Annotated in this window: 10 protein-coding genes; 3 read left to right on the plus strand and 7 right to left on the minus strand. The window is 56.7% G+C overall.

From position 1 onward, the window contains the following. The first annotated feature begins 251 nt into the window (after nt 1-251). From RCJ00_RS18910 to RCJ00_RS18920, 3 genes are all read left to right on the plus strand, one after another. Nucleotides 252-3,194, plus strand: a complete 2,943-nt coding sequence (locus tag RCJ00_RS18910) for a TonB-dependent receptor (RefSeq protein ID WP_316223892.1) — start codon at nt 252-254, stop codon at nt 3,192-3,194. 296 nt (nt 3,195-3,490) lie between these two features. Next, nucleotides 3,491-4,234, plus strand: a complete 744-nt coding sequence (locus tag RCJ00_RS18915; protein WP_316223893.1) for a FadR/GntR family transcriptional regulator — start codon at nt 3,491-3,493, stop codon at nt 4,232-4,234. A 454-nt stretch (nt 4,235-4,688) separates the two neighbouring features. Further along, entirely contained in the window at nt 4,689-7,559 is a 2,871-nt protein-coding gene (locus tag RCJ00_RS18920) for a glycosyl hydrolase 115 family protein (protein WP_316223894.1), read from the plus strand. A 513-nt stretch (nt 7,560-8,072) separates the two neighbouring features. Here RCJ00_RS18920 and RCJ00_RS18925 read toward each other — a convergent pair. From RCJ00_RS18925 to RCJ00_RS18955, 7 genes are all read right to left on the minus strand, one after another. Next, nucleotides 8,073-9,254 carry a pyridoxal phosphate-dependent aminotransferase gene (locus RCJ00_RS18925; RefSeq protein ID WP_316223895.1) on the minus strand — a complete coding sequence of 394 codons (1,182 nt, stop codon included), beginning with the start codon at nt 9,252-9,254 and terminating at the stop codon, nt 8,073-8,075. A 114-nt stretch (nt 9,255-9,368) separates the two neighbouring features. Then, nucleotides 9,369-10,700: an APC family permease gene (locus tag RCJ00_RS18930; protein ID WP_316223896.1), complete on the minus strand. Its 1,332-nt coding sequence runs from the start codon at nt 10,698-10,700 to the stop codon at nt 9,369-9,371. 3 nt (nt 10,701-10,703) lie between these two features. Further along, a complete protein-coding gene (locus RCJ00_RS18935) occupies nt 10,704-12,188 on the minus strand; it encodes a S10 family peptidase (RefSeq protein ID WP_316223897.1) in 1,485 nt (494 codons plus the stop codon). Nucleotides 12,189-12,314: 126 nt separating this feature from the next. Further along, on the minus strand, nt 12,315-14,330 hold the full coding sequence (locus RCJ00_RS18940; protein WP_316223898.1) for an amidohydrolase family protein: 2,016 nt from the start codon (nt 14,328-14,330) through the stop codon (nt 12,315-12,317). Between the two features lie 65 nt (nt 14,331-14,395). Further along, nucleotides 14,396-15,364, minus strand: coding sequence for an ornithine cyclodeaminase family protein (locus RCJ00_RS18945; protein ID WP_316223899.1), 969 nt, complete (start codon nt 15,362-15,364; stop codon nt 14,396-14,398). Beyond that, on the minus strand, nt 15,364-16,860 hold the full coding sequence (locus RCJ00_RS18950; RefSeq protein ID WP_316223900.1) for a S10 family peptidase: 1,497 nt from the start codon (nt 16,858-16,860) through the stop codon (nt 15,364-15,366). Before RCJ00_RS18950 ends, RCJ00_RS18945 begins: the two co-directional genes overlap by 1 nt. 165 nt (nt 16,861-17,025) lie before the next feature. Next, nucleotides 17,026-17,514 (minus strand): Lrp/AsnC family transcriptional regulator, encoded by a 489-nt coding sequence (locus RCJ00_RS18955; protein ID WP_316223901.1) that lies wholly within the window; start codon nt 17,512-17,514, stop codon nt 17,026-17,028. Between the last annotated feature and the right edge of the window lie 8 nt (nt 17,515-17,522).

The raw sequence follows: 17,522 nt of genomic DNA on the forward strand, positions 1-17,522 counted from the left end.
TGGCCTTACCAATTTCGCTCAGAGATCTACTTTATTTGTAAAAAAATATAAATTAATCAATAAGAAGCGAGCGAATGTTACGTCTCTGTTGTAAATCTGCTACGCTCTGCCCCATTTTGGCCTGACCACATTGACGTTCTTCGAATTCGGGCATACGACAGAAATGTGAGCGGTAACAGACTCACCGTTTCGCTCCGTCGAAACGAATAAAACGGCACTGCAATGGTGCCATGTAGCCAGGAGGAGACATTATGAATTCGGGACATCGGCGTAGCTTCGCCATCCGTTCGGCGCTTTTGTGCGCCACAATGCTAGGTGGAATGGGCACTGCCGCCGTTCACGCCCAGACGACACCCGCGCCCGCAGCAGATGACAATACAGTCGTCGTTGTTACGGGATATCGCGCCTCTCTACACAGTGCCACCAAAGCCAAAAAAGATTCTACCAACTTCGGTGAAACCATCTTCTCGGAAGATCTCGGCAAGTTTCCCGATCTGAACCTCGCAGAATCCATGCAGCGTGTACCGGGCATGGTCGTGCAACGCGACGCATTCACCGGCGATGGCGCTCAGATTTCCGTTCGCGCCCTGCCATCGGCCTTCACAATGGTCACCATGGATGGCAACCGCGTTGCCGTCGCATCGGATTTCGGCTTCACAGGTTCCTCTTCGCCCAATCGCCAGGTCGATCTCGACATGTTCCCGACCGGGCTGTTCAACCGTGTTGATGTTGCGAAAACACCAAGCGCTGACGCCTTGGAAGGCGGGATCGCGGGGACTGTCAATATTCAGAATGCGCGCCCATTCGATCGCAAGGGCGAGCATCTCGTCTTGGCCGCGCAAGGCAGCTACAGCGTCAATGCCCGTGCGGTTTCGCCACGTATTACGGCCGTGTATTCCAAAACCTGGGACAAATTTGGCGTCCTTGTCGGATACACCCAATCCGACAAACATATCTTCTCGGATGGCTTTGAAACCCTCGGATGGGGCGATCCAAACCTGAGCAACTTCTGCACGGGCTGTGACCCCAACGCCCAATTTCCAGGTAACGGCACCGTCATCAATCCGCAAGGGTCGAACCAATTCCGCTTCGGCAACACGATCTATGGCTATACAGGCAACGGCCTGACGCCAGGCACTCTAAACGAAGCCGGCCTTATGGCGCTAAACCCTGGCTTGACCGAGACGCAAATCAAAGGGGCGGTCATCCCGCGCCTTGGCCGCGATTACTTCCTCGACGGAACCGGCAAGAACAAGGTGGGCTCGATCGCCCTCGAATACAGGCCATCTGACAGCCTGCGTTTCAACCTGGATATCCTGGGCGGCGGCGCGGAGCGGACGGCGGAACGTTCGGACATGATGTGGGCCGTCCGGAATACGGGGCCGGGGGACGACTATAATGGCGGTATGATTCCCATTGGAATGAAGGTGGATTCCAATAATGTTGTGACCGCCGGCACCTTTGCCAATTCGACATTCTTTGAAGAAACCAACTTCTATCGCGATAAAACGGCCTTCTACAGCATTAATGGCGGTATGGTCTGGCAAATTGCAGACGGCTTCAAGCTCGATGGCAACATTGCCTACATGCGCTCGACTTATGAACGCGGCGTGACCTTCCTCAAGTTCCGTACGCCGTTCCAGTCGAACGTTACGGCGACTTACGCCAACGTGTCCGGCAATGACATGCCGACGATCACCCCGAGTGTCGATCTGAATAATCCAAACCTTGGCTGGCGCACCTTTGTCGGCCAGATCAACATGCAGCTTGATAAGCGAAATGTCGAAACCAAGTCCGCTCACCTGAACCTGACGAAGGACTGGGGCGACTGGACCTTCAAGACGGGCGCCGCGTACGATACCTATACCCGTCACATCAATATTCAGGATAAGTCCTCCGCCCTGGCAACCGCCTTCACAACGGCCATCCCGGATTCGGCTTTGCCTAACTACCTGAAAACGATGAAGTCGCCCTTATATCGCGACGGCGTTTCGGGAGCGGGCTTCAACAAGTTCGTCACGCCGGACTTTGACAAGATCGCCGCAGCCATAGACTATGATAAGCTGATCAACTCACCCGGCAATGTGGCCGTCGGCAATTCCTACAATGGCGCCGGCGCCAGCAATATCGACGAAAAGATTGGCGGCGCCTACGTGATGGCCTCGAACCGGACAACCGTAGCCGGCATCACGATCAAATCGAACTTCGGTCTGCGTTACCAAACGACCGACCAGACGATTACTTCGCCATCGAATATCAACAATCAGATCGTCAGCATCACCACGGAGCGCAAGTATCAGGACTATCTGCCGTCCTTCAACGCGGTGGCTGCGGTTACGGATCATCTGAACCTACGTATTGCCGCGTCGAAGACAATGACCCGCGCCAACCCGTCGCAAATGAGCTCGCAACTGGGCTTTAGTGATCCGGGCGCCCAAAACGCCAGCCAGGGCAATCCGGCATTGAAACCCTATTACTCCAACAACTTCGATATTGGCGGGGAATACTACACAGGCGCCACAGGCTATGTCGGTCTGACCTTCTACAAGAAGGACATAACCAACTTCACCGTGAACAAGACGGTCGTCGTCCCATTCAGCTCAATCGGCATTCCGTATTCATCTCTCGGGACAACGCAGCAAAACGCGATGGCCGTCGCAATTGGTAAAACGTCGGCGGACGTCCTGGCAAATCCGACACTGGTGGACAATAATCCCATCAATCTGTCGACGACTGTCAACTTGTCGACGACATCGAAGCTGACGGGGCAGGAGTTCATGTGGGTTCAACCGCTCGACAATCTGGTCGAGGGCTTGGGCTACACGTTCAACTACACGCACTTTGGCAAGTCGACCCTGCTGAGCATCCCGAACGCCACGTATAACTTCACCGGTTACTACGAGCATGGCGGGTTCTCGGCCCATATCAGCTATGTCAACGTCGGTAAGATGAAGATTGGCTTCCTGCCATCCGCCAATAGCATCCCTTACGATATGTACCAGACCGCGCGTCACCAGATAGACCTGTCGGCAGCCTATAAGTTCAAGGCCTTTGGTCTCGAGCAGAGCATTACGCTCGATGCCACGAACTTGGACAACCAAGGCTTCCGAAGCTATCTGGGCTACGACAATCTGCCATATGGCTTTAACAATCCCGGTCAAACCGTGATCCTGGGCTGGCGTGCCCAGTACTAATGCACATCCGGAGTAGTGCGTTAGTTTCACTATAGTGCACACCCCCTTGGCCCGAGACCTCGGTCTCGGGCCATTTGCGTCCTGCGTCTGTGATTGCGCGGCTGTGACGACCCCTGTTTCCGATAGGTTGGAGTTTGAAGCGCAGGCGTCACTTCTGAGAGGCTAAGATGGCGCTCTTGACTAAAAAGCTGGACTGACCAATTTACAAATATATGGTACAGCACTTCTTCAGCGCTTCAAACGACACTGCCGGCCAGGTTAAGGGTGAGATGATAAATTCGAGTAACTCCTCACGCTTGTATCGCCGCGTCGCCGATGAATTGGCAAACGCCATTCGGGCAGGGAAATATCTGCCCGGAGAAAAATTTCCTGGAGAGCGGGAGCTTGCCGAAAAATTTGGTGTGAGCCGGCCGACCATTCGCGAGGCCATGATAGCCTTGGAAATCTACGGCGTGGTCGAAATTCGCCATGGATCGGGCATCTATGTCGCGCAACCGCAGACTCAACCGGAACCGACGGAAAGTATCGGCGGGCCGCAGGACCTGAACGTTGGCGCATTCGAACTCATTGAAGCGCGCATCATCATCGAAAGTGGCACCGCCGCTGTGGCTGCTGCTGTCATTACGCCTGAGGATATTGCCTATCTTGAGGACTGCGTGAAGCGGATGGCCGTGGAAGACGAAGACGAGGCGGAGGAGGCCGATTACCAGTTCCATGCGCGCATCGCTGCCGTAACGAATAACGGGCCCCTCATAGATGTCGTAGAAAGCCTGTGGCAGTTGCGTACGAGCTCGCTTTTGGCGTCAAATATTATGCAACAGGCCCGCGGGGGCGGGATTCCGGCGCGCCTGGCCGAACATGGTGACATTCTGGATGCTCTAAGTCGTAATGATCCGATTGGAGCCAAGGCGGCTATGCAAAAACACCTTGAAAATGTTCGCCAATACCTGCTGGACGCGACCGAAATCGAAGAGATGGAATCGTTGCGCAATCGCCAAATGGCGGCGCGAGCGGCAATGACGGTGCGCAGCGTGTACTAGCATCGCTTGCTTATGTTGACCCGTCGGGACAGACCTTCCGAAGGCAGCGCGGCGTGGTGTGGTAAAGTTTCCTGCTCGCTTTGAGCTTCCGGGCGGACCTGACGCGTTCGCCAGAGCCTCATAAAGATGAAATTGTGCGTCGGACAAAATATCGCAAGTGGCGCACACCGGTGATCCAACGGTTCACGCATATACATCCGGAAAATTGGTCTTACCAGTTAAATCGATGGTAAGGCCGGATGGGGTGTGATATCACAAGGCTGCAACGGGTACACTGACCTAAGCCCTAAGTCGTTGCTTTTAATCACTATCAATAAAGTACCCGGATCTGAACGGGTCGTTTACAGTGAGGCTCTCCATGACGCATACGCGACGGCTATTTCTCCTTTCAACGGTAGCCGCTAGTGCGGCGGCTGTCGTGCCTGTGCATGGATCTGCGTCACCGAGGCGGGCAGTGGTTGATACAGCGACCGGCGTGTTGGGGATTGCGATTGTTGACAGCGCCGCGTCCCATGGCGCGTTTCCATTGGTGGCAAAGAGTACGGCCGTCGCCCTATGGTGTGACACTGCTGACTTTCCCGGGGTCCGTCGGGCAGTCGCCGACCTGCAAACAGATATCGCCAGCGTAACAGGTGTAACGCCAGTCATGGCGATGGCACCTGTCGGGAAGCGTGTTGTTTTTATTGGGACGATTGGTAAGAGCCAGGTCATCGACCACCTTATCGCCGCAAAGAAACTGGACGCGGCCGATCTAAAGGGCAAATGGGAAAGCTTTGTCATCACAGTGGTACGCAACCCGATGCCCGGCGTAGATCAAGCGCTCGTCATCGCAGGTAGCGATAAGCGCGGCACGATCTACGGCATCTATGAACTATCAGAACAACTCGGAGTGTCGCCCTGGCATTGGTGGGCGGATGTACCAGCCAAGACCAGGCCTGCGGCTTACGTCAAGGTGGGACGGTACGCCTCTGGTGAGCCTGTTGTGAAATATCGCGGTATCTTCATCAATGATGAAGCCCCATGCATGACGCGCTGGACGATCGAGAAATACGGCGGCTTCAACAGCAAAATGTACACCCACATGTTCGAGCTGTTACTTCGCCTCAGAGCCAACTACCTTTGGCCTGCCATGTGGGATTCCGCCTTCAACGAAGACGATCCCGAAAATCCGCGTCTGGCCGACGAATACGGGATCGTTATGGGCACGTCGCACCACGAACCCATGGTCCGATCTCAGAAGGAGTGGACGCGCAAACACGAAAAATACGGCAATGGAGAATGGGACTACGCCACCAATGCAGAAGGCCTCAAGACATTCTGGGCGGAAGGCATTCGTCGAAACAAGGCCTATGAAAGCCTGGTCACGATAGGCATGCGCGGGGATGGCGATGTCGCCAAGCCATCAGCTGGGGGCGTGCAGGCGGACGTGCGGCAGCTTGAAACCATTATGGCGGCGCAGCGCGAGATACTGAGGACGCAGCTGAACGTCGACCCCGCCCAGGTGCCACAGCTTTGGGCACTCTTTACCGAGGTTCAAAAGCTCTACGATGCTGGCGTCAAAGTGCCTGATGACGTCACCTTACTTTTCACGGATGACAACGTCGGCAACCTGCGTCGATTGCCGACAGACGCCGAACGTAAGCGTAAGGGCGGGTCCGGTATCTATTACCACCTCGATATGCACGGGGGGCCTTATGCCTATCAATGGATCAACACCAATCCGTTTCCCAAGATTTGGGAACAGATGACAGCGGCAAATGAGCACGGGGCCAACCATATATGGATCGCGAATGTCGGCGATCTCAAGCCCTTGGAATTGCCGATAGAATTTTTTATCCGCCTGGCCTGGAATCCGCGGGCGATCGGTCGCGACGCGGTCAGCGACTACACTCGACGATGGGCGGCACGCGATTTTGGCGCCGCGCGCGCCACTGAAATTGCCGACATCGTCACGCTTTACACGAAATATAACGGCTGGCGTAAACCGGAAATGGTCGCGCCGGATACCTATAGCCTTTCCCATTATCAGGAGGCCGATCGCGTCGAGAAAGCTTGGGATGATGTGACGGCCCGGGCGGAAGCCGTCTATAAGGCGCTTCCAGACAATCAAAAGAATGCCTTCTTCCAGTTGGTTCTGCATCCGACGAAGGCTTCGGCCATCGTCACCAAGATGAATATCGCCGCCGGTCGGAGTCAGTTTTACGCTCGCCAAGGGCGGGCAAGTGCCAATGCCGAGGCCGCACGCACGCGCGATCTGTTCCGCCAGGATCGGGAATTGAGCGACTATTACAATCATGTTCTGGCCGGCGGCAAATGGAACCATATGATGGACCAGACACATCTCGGCCAATACACGTGGCAGCCGCCGCGCGTGGATATGCTGCCACCCGCCTCGGAAGTCCTCATCCACGATACGGCCGATTTCGGGGTGGCTATTGAGGGAGATCCTAGCGCCTGGCCGGATCATTATGGTGACGCGATCTTGCCGGTGTTCGATTCCCTCAACCCCGGGCGGTCGTACATCGACGTTTTTGCCCAGGGCAGTCGAAAACCGGATTTCAAGATATCCGCAGACGCGCCGTGGGTACGTCTTACAGAAGACAAAACGCCCCGTGCCGATCGCCGCTTCTGGGTGGAGGTCGACTGGTCGCAGGTGCCGCAGGGCGAGAGCAAAGCCGTTGTCTTGATCGCGGGCGACCGTCCTGTGTCGGATGCGAAGCCGGCGCACGTCGAGGTGCATGTTCGCGCCCTCAAGGCCTCTGATCAGATTCGCAGCGACGCTAAAGGCCGGTACGCCAGCTTGTCTGGTCCGATTGCGATTGCCGGATCCGCCGCCACGAAGTTGACGCCCACGAGGGATGCGGCTTGGGTGGCTATTCCAAATTACGGACGCGGGGATGCTGCTATGGGCATCGTGCCGATAACTGCGCGGAGTATCTTGCCGCCGGCGAACGGACCCAAAATGCAGTATGCCGTCTACCTCTCGCAGCCTGGCACCTATCATGTGCAGCTCATCCTTGGGCCAATCATGGATTCGTCGCCCGATCATGGTGTGCGGATCGGAGCGGCGTTTGATAACGCGCCGGTACAGATCCTCGATCTATTCGAAGATCGCCAGGCTCAAACCTTCTTGGGAGACGGCTGGGTTCAGGCTGCCAAAGACAATGTCCGTATCGTTACATCAACCCACGTCATTGAAACGGCTGGCAAACATGACTTCACGATCACCATGGTGGACGCCAATGTCATCGTGCAAAAGCTGATTATCTACCAGGATAAACTCCCTGCCAGTTACTTCGGCCCACCGGAAAATAGCTTGGTGTAGATTCGCCGGGGATTAGCATCTTATGACTGTGCTCGATACGCGCTGGTAAGGTCGATCCATAGCGAAGTTCAATGCGGCCCTCGCGCGGCTAGACAGTGCTAAGCGCGTAGTTTCTCGCGCGGTCGAGAATGACGTGCAGATGTTCCGCACCCCGTTCCTTCAGGGCCTTTTCAATACAGGTTTGGCAAACGGCGAGGGGGACGTCCTCGTCATAAATCAAGGTTTCGAAATACTCCTCGATTGAATCAATAGTTGGTTCCGCTGAACGTCCCATTAGCTTAAAATGTTTTTGAACTAGCGCGGCTACCCATGGGCGGTGCTCAGCACGTCGATATTCTAACAACGGTCAACCTCAAAAATCGGATACGGTGCCCTGATTATATAGCCGGTGAAATTGCGATCAAACGGGAATTGGGCGGGCATATCCTCCTAGTAGATTTACAGATTGACTGACAATCGTAGCTTACTTGTTGGGAAAGTGCGTATTCCAACGAGGCTGACGTTAGGACCGTTCTACAGCGAGCAAGCGGGCGTTGCTGAATACTGGTGCAGCCCCAAAGCAAAACGTTCAAAAGCAGCGGTCATGCCCGTAAGATCCTTCGCAAAGCCAATACGGACATGACCGGGAGCGCCAAAATATTCACCCGGCGCAACGCGGACATTGTGGGTTTGCGCCATCCAGTCGGAAAAGTGACAGGTATCACAGACACCGATCAGTTTTGGAAAGAGGATGCAACCATGATCGGGCATAGGCCCTTCGACCAGCCCGTCTGCTACCCAGTTCTCAAAAGCCCGAGCCATGACGGGGTGAGTTTCGGCCATAACCTCACGACGGTAGGCGTCGAACTGACTGTCTTCTTCCAGAACGAGAGCAGCCACGGCATGTGACAGGTTGGAAGAGGTAAAGTCGAAGCGGCCGGCAGTGTCGCGAATGGGCGACAGGGTATCCGGTGAGGCCAGAACCCAACCGAAGCGCAACGTACTTAGGCCGTAGATCTTAGTCAGGCTGTTGATCGCGATGAAGTGAGGTGAATAGTGCACGGCCGAATGCGGGCGGGCGGTGTCGGCGTAGTCGCCATAGACTTCATCGATCACGACCTTCACGCCGTGCATCGCGGCCAGATCCGCCAGCGCTTTCATGGTCGATTCCGGCAACAGAGCGCCGGAAGGGTTATGCAGGTCGGACAAGACGATAAGTTTGGTATTCGGGCGAATATGCGCGCGCAAGGCGTCGACATCAATAGCGTAACCTGGAGCCTTGCGCTGGAAGTCCTCGACCTCAACATTCATGGCCTGTGCTGTTGTGGCCAGCAGATCAAACCGTGGCGTCTCGACGAGGATATGGTCGCCAGCGGCCAGATAGGCGTGGTAGACGATTGAAATCGCCGTCGTGGCCGCGGAGGTCGTGAGGACGTGATCCTCCGGCACATTGTAGCGCCGCGATAAAGCCTTGACGGCAAAAGGATTACCTTTGACGAAAGACGAGGTATAGCGATCGCTCACGGGTGCGGCAAAGGCCTTCTTGATTATGGCCTGCAGAAGGTCACGCGGCTCATCAACCGAACTGTCGAACAGCACAAAGGCATCGCGGCTTTGCGCTAAGGCCTTGCGCACCCATTGGGCGTAAGACAGTGGGGCGTCTGCAGCCGTTAGGGTAGCGGGAGACAGGGACGCGAGACGCGACGGTTTATTCATACTTAAGTTCCTTGTCGCGGATCGGTAGCAATCCTTTGACGCAGGTGAATTTAGTAGAATCGAGCGGCAATTCTTATGTGAAGTGCGGGGTGTTCCCGCCTATCGGCGCATAAATTAGTTCGCGCCCGTGTCAGCGCGGGTCTTTTTTACCCGCTGGCGGACGAACCAGTAAACGATGCCGATGACGGCCCAGCCACACAGAAGTCCGTAGGGGCGCGCGTCGGCCTCGATACCGGCAAGAATGATGCCCACTGCGCACAGGGCGCCGGCATAGCCGAGCAGGTAGATCGTTGGTTTCGACCATTTCAATCCCGCCTGTGCATAGATTTTTGGGTGGTAACGAACCAGATTGGTGGCTGAGATCGAACAGGCCATGTATTTCAACATGGTTGGGATATTGACGGCCAACAGCAGGAAGACCAGGTCATCGGGCAGGAAGATACCCGCTATGCCCAGGCCCCAGCATATGGCTACGGCAAGATAAGGCGTGCCGAATTTCGGATGCACCGCAGTGAAAAACGACGGGAGCGCGCCTTCGCGGCCCATGGCGTAAAGCGAGCGTGAAAAGCCCAGCGCAATACCGTTGAGCGATTTCATGATAGAGACACAGGCGGCGCTGATAATCACCGGACCGGCCAGGGGACCAAGCGGTACCCGGGCGGCATCGAGAAGGGGCGTTTTGCTCAGGGCCAGTTTTTCCGGTCCGATCAACCCCAGAGCGGTAAACGCTACAATACCGTAAACGATGAGGGTCAATAAGACTGCCAGAACAATCCCCTGAGGCAGGGTCTTCTGCGGATTCTTGACTTCTTCACCGATTTCAACGGCGGACTCGATGCCGAGAAACAGCGAGATCATCAGGGTGACGCAGGCAAAAATAGCCACCCAACCATGACCGATGATCGGCTGGATCAGGTCCAGGCTGGTCATCGGCAAGCCGGTAAAAGCGAAGGCGGCCAGAACCAACAACAACAGGCCCATCAGAACCGTCTGCACGCCAGAAGCGATCGACACGCCAAAATAGTTCATGACGAAGGCAATCGTAATGGCGACCGCCATGGTCAGTTTGCGCGGCAGATCGAATGCCATGCCGAGATAGCTGACAAGCACAGACGACAGGACGATGATCGCGCCGACATTGGCGATGATCCGCAGCCAGGCGATGATGAAGCCGACAAATGGGTGTATAAAACGTCTTGGCCATTCGTAGGATGCGCCTGAGGTCGGCAGGGCTGAGCCCATGAAAGCGTAACTGGAAGCGAACAGAACCATAGGGATGGTGGCTATGACCATGGCGATCAAAAGGCCCGACCCCGCCACCTTCGCCGCGGGTTGCAGAACGGAAAAAATGGAAACGCCGATCGCCGACCCAGCCCCGAACATAACCACCCCGATCAATCCGACCGTTTGCTTCAGCTTCCGTTCTGGCTCAAGGGGGTGGGTCATGATCTATTCGCTGATGAAGTGGCGGATATCGGCGGCAACGGCCTTGCGGCTTTCGGTGCCGAGATAGGGCATATGCCCGGAATCATAGAGTTTCACCGTAACCTGAGAAGGGCTTATTCCGGCGTGGGCGATGGTGTAATCGGCCTCGCCCATGGTGGTGACGAGGTCGTAGGCGCCTTCTCCAACCATCAGCCTAAGCGATGGATTGCGACGCATGGCGACAGCGAGATCCTCGGCATAGTTCGTTGTCGGCTGGATGCCGGGACCCTGACCCCAATTCCAACGCCCATTTACGGTGCGAAACTCGATGGCGCGATAGGGTGCAGGGGTGGTGATACCGAGATCCTTACGGGCGTAATCGCTCCAGACAGCCAGAAAACCCGGGACATATTGGCCCATTGCGGGGTCATCGGCCACGGGGTCGCCGCCAGAACCGCGCAGGGGCAGAGTGTAGCGGCCATCATAGAGACCGAGTTGCTCGTTCTTCGAGGCAAGGATTTCAGACGCAAAAGCATGTGTCGAGACGCGCAGATTGCGGCGTAGGACGAAATCCTCGGAGAGGCCCGTCAGATCGGCGAGTTTTTTTGCCACCGCGTTCTTTTCAGCAGGGCTTGCCGCATCACCGAGATAAAGAACGCGCAGATAATCACCGGCAGCGAAGGCCCGGGCGTCAGCGATCTGCCTGGCGAGGGTCGTGGTGTTCTTGTCGATAGCGCCGTGATACCAGGCTGTAGCAGCAAGGCTTGGCAAGGCGGTAAGATAGTCGGTGTCGCCGCCGGCGCTCATATCCATAGCCTGCCCAAGCATGATAATGCCGTTGAGCGTCATGCCGGTCATGCTGCCGGTTTCCATCGGACCACCGGCCAGCAGTTTGGCAAGGCGCGCGGCGCGGATTGTGCCATAGGATTCGCCGAGTAGGAATTTCGGCGCATTGGCGCGGCCGTTCTTTATCGTCCAGGCCTGCATGAAGGCTGCGATGGCATGGACATCTTCATCGACACCATAGACTTCGCTTTCGTGGCCTGGGACTACGGTCGAATAACCTGTGCCAGGCGGATCGATCAGCACGATATCAGCGACGTCGAGCGGGCTTTCGGTGTTGTCTGTCAAGCGGAAAGGCGGTGTCGTTTCCGGTTTGACGTCATCCTTGAAAGCGATGCGCTTCGGCCCCACCAACCCCATATGCAGCCACACCGATGACGATCCTGGACCGCCATTGAAGACGAACAGGACCGGGCGCGTGCTGTCCTTTGGTGCGTCGGTGCGGATATAGCTTGTCGAAACGATGGTTGCGATGGTGTTGCCGCCCGGATCGGTGACCGAGCTTTCATCGACCACCGCTTTGTAGCGGATAGATTTACCGCCGAACGTGCCGGCATGATCGCTCTCGACATGCATCATGATAGGAGGGGCAAAGGCCCATACGGGTGCAGATGCCAACATCAGCGCGGCTGCCAGGCCCATGGCCGGAATATGCTTTACGTTCATTTCGTCTCTCCGGAATATGCGATACATTCGATCTTAACCATTGCGACCATAGCCAGGGCCGCCACGCCAAAGGGGGCACGCACCGGCATTCGGTCGGGTGTAAAATGGCTGGCGTGGAATTGCGGATCAGTCGAACGCGTCAAAGAAACCCCCGGAATGAGCGGACGCGGCCGGGGTGCGCGGCTGGGCAGGCAGGATTATTTTAGGCGCGGTCGTGAATGGCTTTATGCCAAGCGATTCATAGATTTCGTCGGGGAAATAGACGAAACCGCCCTTCAGCACCATGCGCGTGTCGTGCAGGGCGGTGATATCCTGTGTCGGGTCACTCTTGACCAGAAAGAAATCGGCCAGCTTGCCTCGTTCTATGGTGCCCAGTTCCTGATCGCGATGCAGGTAGGTTTCCATATCGAGTGTGCCCACTTTTAATGCTTCGGCAGGCGTCATCCCGGCCTTGACGTAAAGTTCGAGTTCGCGACGTAACGAGAAGCCGAGCGTATCGTCGGTACCCGGCAGGAACTGAATACCATTGGTGTGCAGCAGGCGCATCACATCCACCAGCTTGTCGAAGGCCTTGAAATAACTGGCGTCATCTTCAGGAGACTTCAGCGGCAGATAGGTGCGCTTGCGGTAACGCTGATAAGCGATGGGCATATGATCCAGGTAATATTGATCAGCCGGCAGCGCCGTGCCGGCACGGCTCAACATCAGGCGTTCAACGATCACCGCCGTGGTGTCGAGCGAGGTGTGATGCGTAGTCATCAGGCCGAGTGTGTGCTGCACAGGTGGGCTTTCAAGATCGAGCGTAGCGGCGCGCGCGAGTCCCGTCAGCCTCAGTGGCGTGCGTGTATCTTCGGTGGGCTTAAGCAGCCAGCCAAGCACAAGCTGGTTGATGTGGGTGATCTCATCATAGCCGTCATTTATTGCTTGATCGGGCGTGTAGAAGGCCGGGATATGGCCGACCACGTTCATACCGAGACGATGCGCTTCGGCGGCGGTCGGCTTGATCCAGGCTGGGTTGAAGCTGTTGTAGATCTTGAGTTGAAAATAGCCATTGTCGGCATACCAGCGTACAGCCTTGTCGGCTTCAGCCTGAGACGCCACCACGATGCCAGTATTAGCCGAATAAGGCGACTTGCCCTCGATAAACCCGTTGGCGATGATGCGCGGGCCGGCGATCTCACCTGTGTCTAGCAGAGCTATCTGTTGATCGAGAAAGTCGTTGTAGTTGCCCATATCGCGCACGGCGGTGATGCCCGCCGCCAGCAGGAACAGGCCAGACGAGTCGGTTGTGTGCGAGTGCATGTCGTGCAGGCCTGGCACAAGCGTACCGCCGTCACCGTCAATAAGGGTTTCATCAAGCGGAGCATTTTCGTCGGCCAGGTCTTCGGGCAGAATAGTGGCGATGCGATCCTTAATGACATAGACGCTGGAGAGGGGGCTTAAGCCGCCTGTGCGCGGATCGAAGATGCGAACGTTTTTGATACGGACCGGCCCGATGAAAGTGTGTCCGAGTTTGGCCTGCAAATCTCTCTGGCGCGCGGCTTCAAGGTCGCCGGCAAGCTGACCAAGCTTATCAGCCTCGGCCTCATAGCCCTTACGCACGATAAGGTCGCCGCCCCCCATAGAGGCGAACAGTTCCCGTGTGTCGTCCAGCAGGACGTAGCTCGGCTCCAGATTAAGGCCATCGAGCCGATAGGCTGTGACCGTGGCGCCTGCGAAGCTATAGGCTTTAAGTGTGACCAGGCGTAGATGGCCCTCGGGCAGAACATCAGCTTCCTGCCCCGGTTGTTTGAGCAGATAGCGGGCGTATAGGGCGAGATCGTAGGGGTTGGAATCGTTGACAATATAGAGACCAGCCTCTTTCCGCTTAAGATCGCCGTGGTCAGCTTGCGAGGTCCAGGTGAAACGCGATTTGGCGAAGACGAAGCTTTCATCGACCTTGCCGCCCATCAGAGAGGTGCCTGTGATCTGGCCCGAAAGGGGCAAGCCATTGGCGTCTAACGTCAGGGCTTGTTTGTGTTTTGGGCCGCGGCCATTGTCATCGACAAAATAATCGATAGTCACGGCGGTAGCGGTTGAGTGGACATCAAGCCGGCCGATGGTTTGCTTGTTCTGGATCTGGACAAAGCTGGCATCGGCCATGGCCGCACCAGATAGAGTAAGGCCGAAAACTGAGGATAAAAGGCAGATTCGGAAGTGCGAACGCGTCATTTTCTGGCCTGTGCTTTGTGGTGGACATAGGCGGCAGAACACAGATCCTGCACGACGTGACCGAGCGATTTGTAGAGGGTGATCTCGCTGTCATCGCGGCGACCCGCGATATGGCCATTCAGCACTTCGCCGATTTCAGCGACAATATGCTCGTCGCCAATCAGACCAGCATCTTTCGCCGCAAGAAATTCCGCGCCGGCCGCCAGCACCGAACGGCGGCTATCGGCGATGTAGCGGGATGCGACGACAAGGTCGCTATCGACTTCCACGGGGCCAGGACCTGAGGAGCCAACAATATTGAGGTGGGTGCCGGGCTTTACCCATCGGCGGAACAGGATCGGCTCGGACGATCCCGTGGCAGTACAAATGATATCGGCGTCTTGGCATGCCTCTTCGGCGGAGTCGACGGCGAAAATCTCGAGGCCGGTTTGCGCGGCCATCTCAGCGGCAAAAGCGCTAGCCTTGACAAAATCACGTCCCCAGATGCGGATGTCGTCAAGGTCGCGGACATAGCGGATAGCCTCGACGTGCGAACGTGCCTGCGCGCCGGCGCCGAAGACGGTCAGGCGTTTTGCATCCTTTCGGGCCAGCACATCCGTCGCGACGGCGGAGGCTGACGCGGTACGGATCTCGGTGATCTCGCCGGCATCGGCTGTGCAGATAAGCTCGCCGGTGTCCGGATCGAAAACGACGACAAGCCCATGATGCCTCGAGCGGCCGGGGTTTTGCGGATTGCGCACCACGCTGATGATCTTGCCGCCAAAGGGGCCAAGACCGCCCTCGGGCGTCAGAAAACCTGGCATCAGGGCCAGAACCTTCAGCGGCGCCAGCGGGATAATGGTGCGCAGGGGCTGAGGGATCTCAGACGCGGAAAAGGCGGCCATGGCGTCACGCACAGCCGATATGCAGCCCGGATAGTCTAGCCATGCAACCACCTCTTCCGGACCGTAGTGTACGCAGGCCATCAGTTATCGCCCTTGACGAAGGCGCGCACGTCGGCCGAGATTTTTGCCAAGGCTTGCGGGTTCGAATAGGCCATGTGACCGCCCTCATAGAGCTTCAGGCGGGTATTGGCGCGTGGCCAGCCCGATTGCTTGAGCAAGAGTTCGGCCGCGCCGACGGTCGTCTGGGTATCGAAATAGCCGTTACCGACAAAAATCTTCATATTCGGCTGCTTTTTCAGAGCGTCGCCGATCATGGCATAGAAGGGGTAATCGACGAACGGCGAATCCGCGCCGCCATAGCTCCAGCCGGCGCCGATTTCGTCATCGACCGGACTGGCCGTCAGATAGGTAGGCTTGCCATCGAGTTTCAGGACATCGCGGCGGTAAACGGCAAAGCTGGCTTCATAAACGCGCGGCACAACGGATGACGGATCACCCGACGCCGCGGGTCCGACATAACGGGTATCCGATTGACCAAGGATCAGGTTCCGATCCTTGAAGAGCAGGCGGCGATAGCCTTCCTTAGACAGACGCAGGCGATTGTCGAGGTAATATTGCGCTGGTACGCCGGTATATTCCGCGAGTTTGGCGGCAACGGCAGCCTTGTCGGCGGGCGTGATCAGGTCGCCCTTATAGAGCGCCGGCAGATATTCATTATCGGCGAAGGCGCGTGCCTCATCCACGAAAGCGCCGAGACTCAAACCCTTGCGATCGACCGCCCGATGATACCAGGCGGTGGCCGCGAGCGTGGGCAGGGATACGACATAGCTGATGATGTTGGTGGGGTGCTGCACATAGTCGACGATATTCGCGGCCTGACCGAACAGGATAACGCCGCCAAGTGTCAGTGGCTTTTCAGCTTCGGCCAAGTCCTTCATGATTTGTGGCGCACGAATGGTGCCGTAGGATTCCCCGAAGACATAAACCGGCGACATTTCCCGGCCGTTGGCCTTCATCCAGGCTGTGATGGTTTGCGCGAATTCATCGCCATCGGCCTTGACCGAAAACCAGTCTTTCAGATCGGTGCCGGGCAGGGGGCGGCTATAGCCGGTGCCGGCCGGATCGATAAAGACAATGTCGGTGGCATCGAGCGGGCTATCGGGATTGTCGATCAGGGGCGCGGTCTTCGGATCGGCAGTGATATCTGGACTGATGGCCACGCGTTGGGGGGCGAAGGCGCCCATTTGCAGGTAGAGCGCGGGCGTAATCGGACCACCGTTAAAGACGAACATTACCGGACGTTTTGAAGCGTCTTTCACCTTGGCAACATAGGCGAACGTGACAACGGATAGGGCGTCGCGGCCGGTCTTGTCCTTGACGATATAGGGAGCGACGGTTGCCGTATAGTCGAGTTTCTGTCCGCCGAAAATGCCCTTGTGCTGCGTCACTACGGCGGCGCCGAACTCAGCCGGTGTAAAGGCTTCCTTAGGCGCGTACTTGGCTTCCTGCGCTATGACCGGTGCGACCGCGAGACTGAGCGCCAACATCGAAGCCGTGATTGTGGAGCGAAAAGTCAACGAAAACCTCATGGTGCGACACCTGAAAAATCGGGAAGTGAGCAAGGGGAACGCTACGCCGGATTTCGTGGATAAAAATACTTATTCGTACGTGGCGATGCGGATGTTTGACATAGGGATGCGCGAACCAGGCCGAACGCAGCATAAACTATGCTCCGGCACAGATCAGATGGCCCGAACGCCACGCAAGGGAATGGCTGTTGTCGATTTCAGCTCGGTAAGGGTGACCGTGGACTGGATATCGACAACGCCCGGCAGCTTGAGGATGACGTTGAAGATAAACTTTTGATACCAGTCCATGCTGGGCGCGATAACCTTAAGCATGATGTCCTTTTCCCCGAAGAGGGTATGGCATTCGAGGATTTCAGGTGTTGTTTCTATGCGGCGCAGGAATTCGGCACGTTTGTCATCGGTCAAGGTGGTCATTTTAAGATAGGCGAACAGCATCAGGCTGCCCCCGAACTTATGGCGATCGAGCAAGGCCACCTGACCCTTGATGTAGCCGTCCTCTTTCAGGCGTTGCAGACGTCGCCAGCACGGTGACTGCGACAGGCCCACACGGTCGGCTAGGTCGCTGGTCGACAGCGAGCTGTCATTCTGGATCTGTTCAAGGATGCGGATATCGATGCTGGAAAGCGGTTCCTGGGCCGACATGGGGTACT

Origin of the sequence: Asticcacaulis aquihabitans, assembly GCF_032490435.1 — a bacterium.
GTDB lineage: Bacteria > Pseudomonadota > Alphaproteobacteria > Caulobacterales > Caulobacteraceae > Asticcacaulis.

What these genes read in the sequence shown, in the direction of transcription:
- RCJ00_RS18910 (WP_316223892.1), top strand. Translation starts at nt 252, where the DNA reads ATGAATTCGGGACATCGGCGTAGCTTCGCCATCCGTTCGGCGCTTTTG.
- RCJ00_RS18925 (WP_316223895.1), bottom strand. Translation starts at nt 9,254, where the DNA reads ATGAATAAACCGTCGCGTCTCGCGTCCCTGTCTCCCGCTACCCTAACG.
- RCJ00_RS18930 (WP_316223896.1), bottom strand. Translation starts at nt 10,700, where the DNA reads ATGACCCACCCCCTTGAGCCAGAACGGAAGCTGAAGCAAACGGTCGGA.
- RCJ00_RS18935 (WP_316223897.1), bottom strand. Translation starts at nt 12,188, where the DNA reads ATGAACGTAAAGCATATTCCGGCCATGGGCCTGGCAGCCGCGCTGATG.
- RCJ00_RS18940 (WP_316223898.1), bottom strand. Translation starts at nt 14,330, where the DNA reads ATGGCCGATGCCAGCTTTGTCCAGATCCAGAACAAGCAAACCATCGGC.
- RCJ00_RS18945 (WP_316223899.1), bottom strand. Translation starts at nt 15,364, where the DNA reads ATGGCCTGCGTACACTACGGTCCGGAAGAGGTGGTTGCATGGCTAGAC.
- RCJ00_RS18955 (WP_316223901.1), bottom strand. Translation starts at nt 17,514, where the DNA reads ATGTCGGCCCAGGAACCGCTTTCCAGCATCGATATCCGCATCCTTGAA.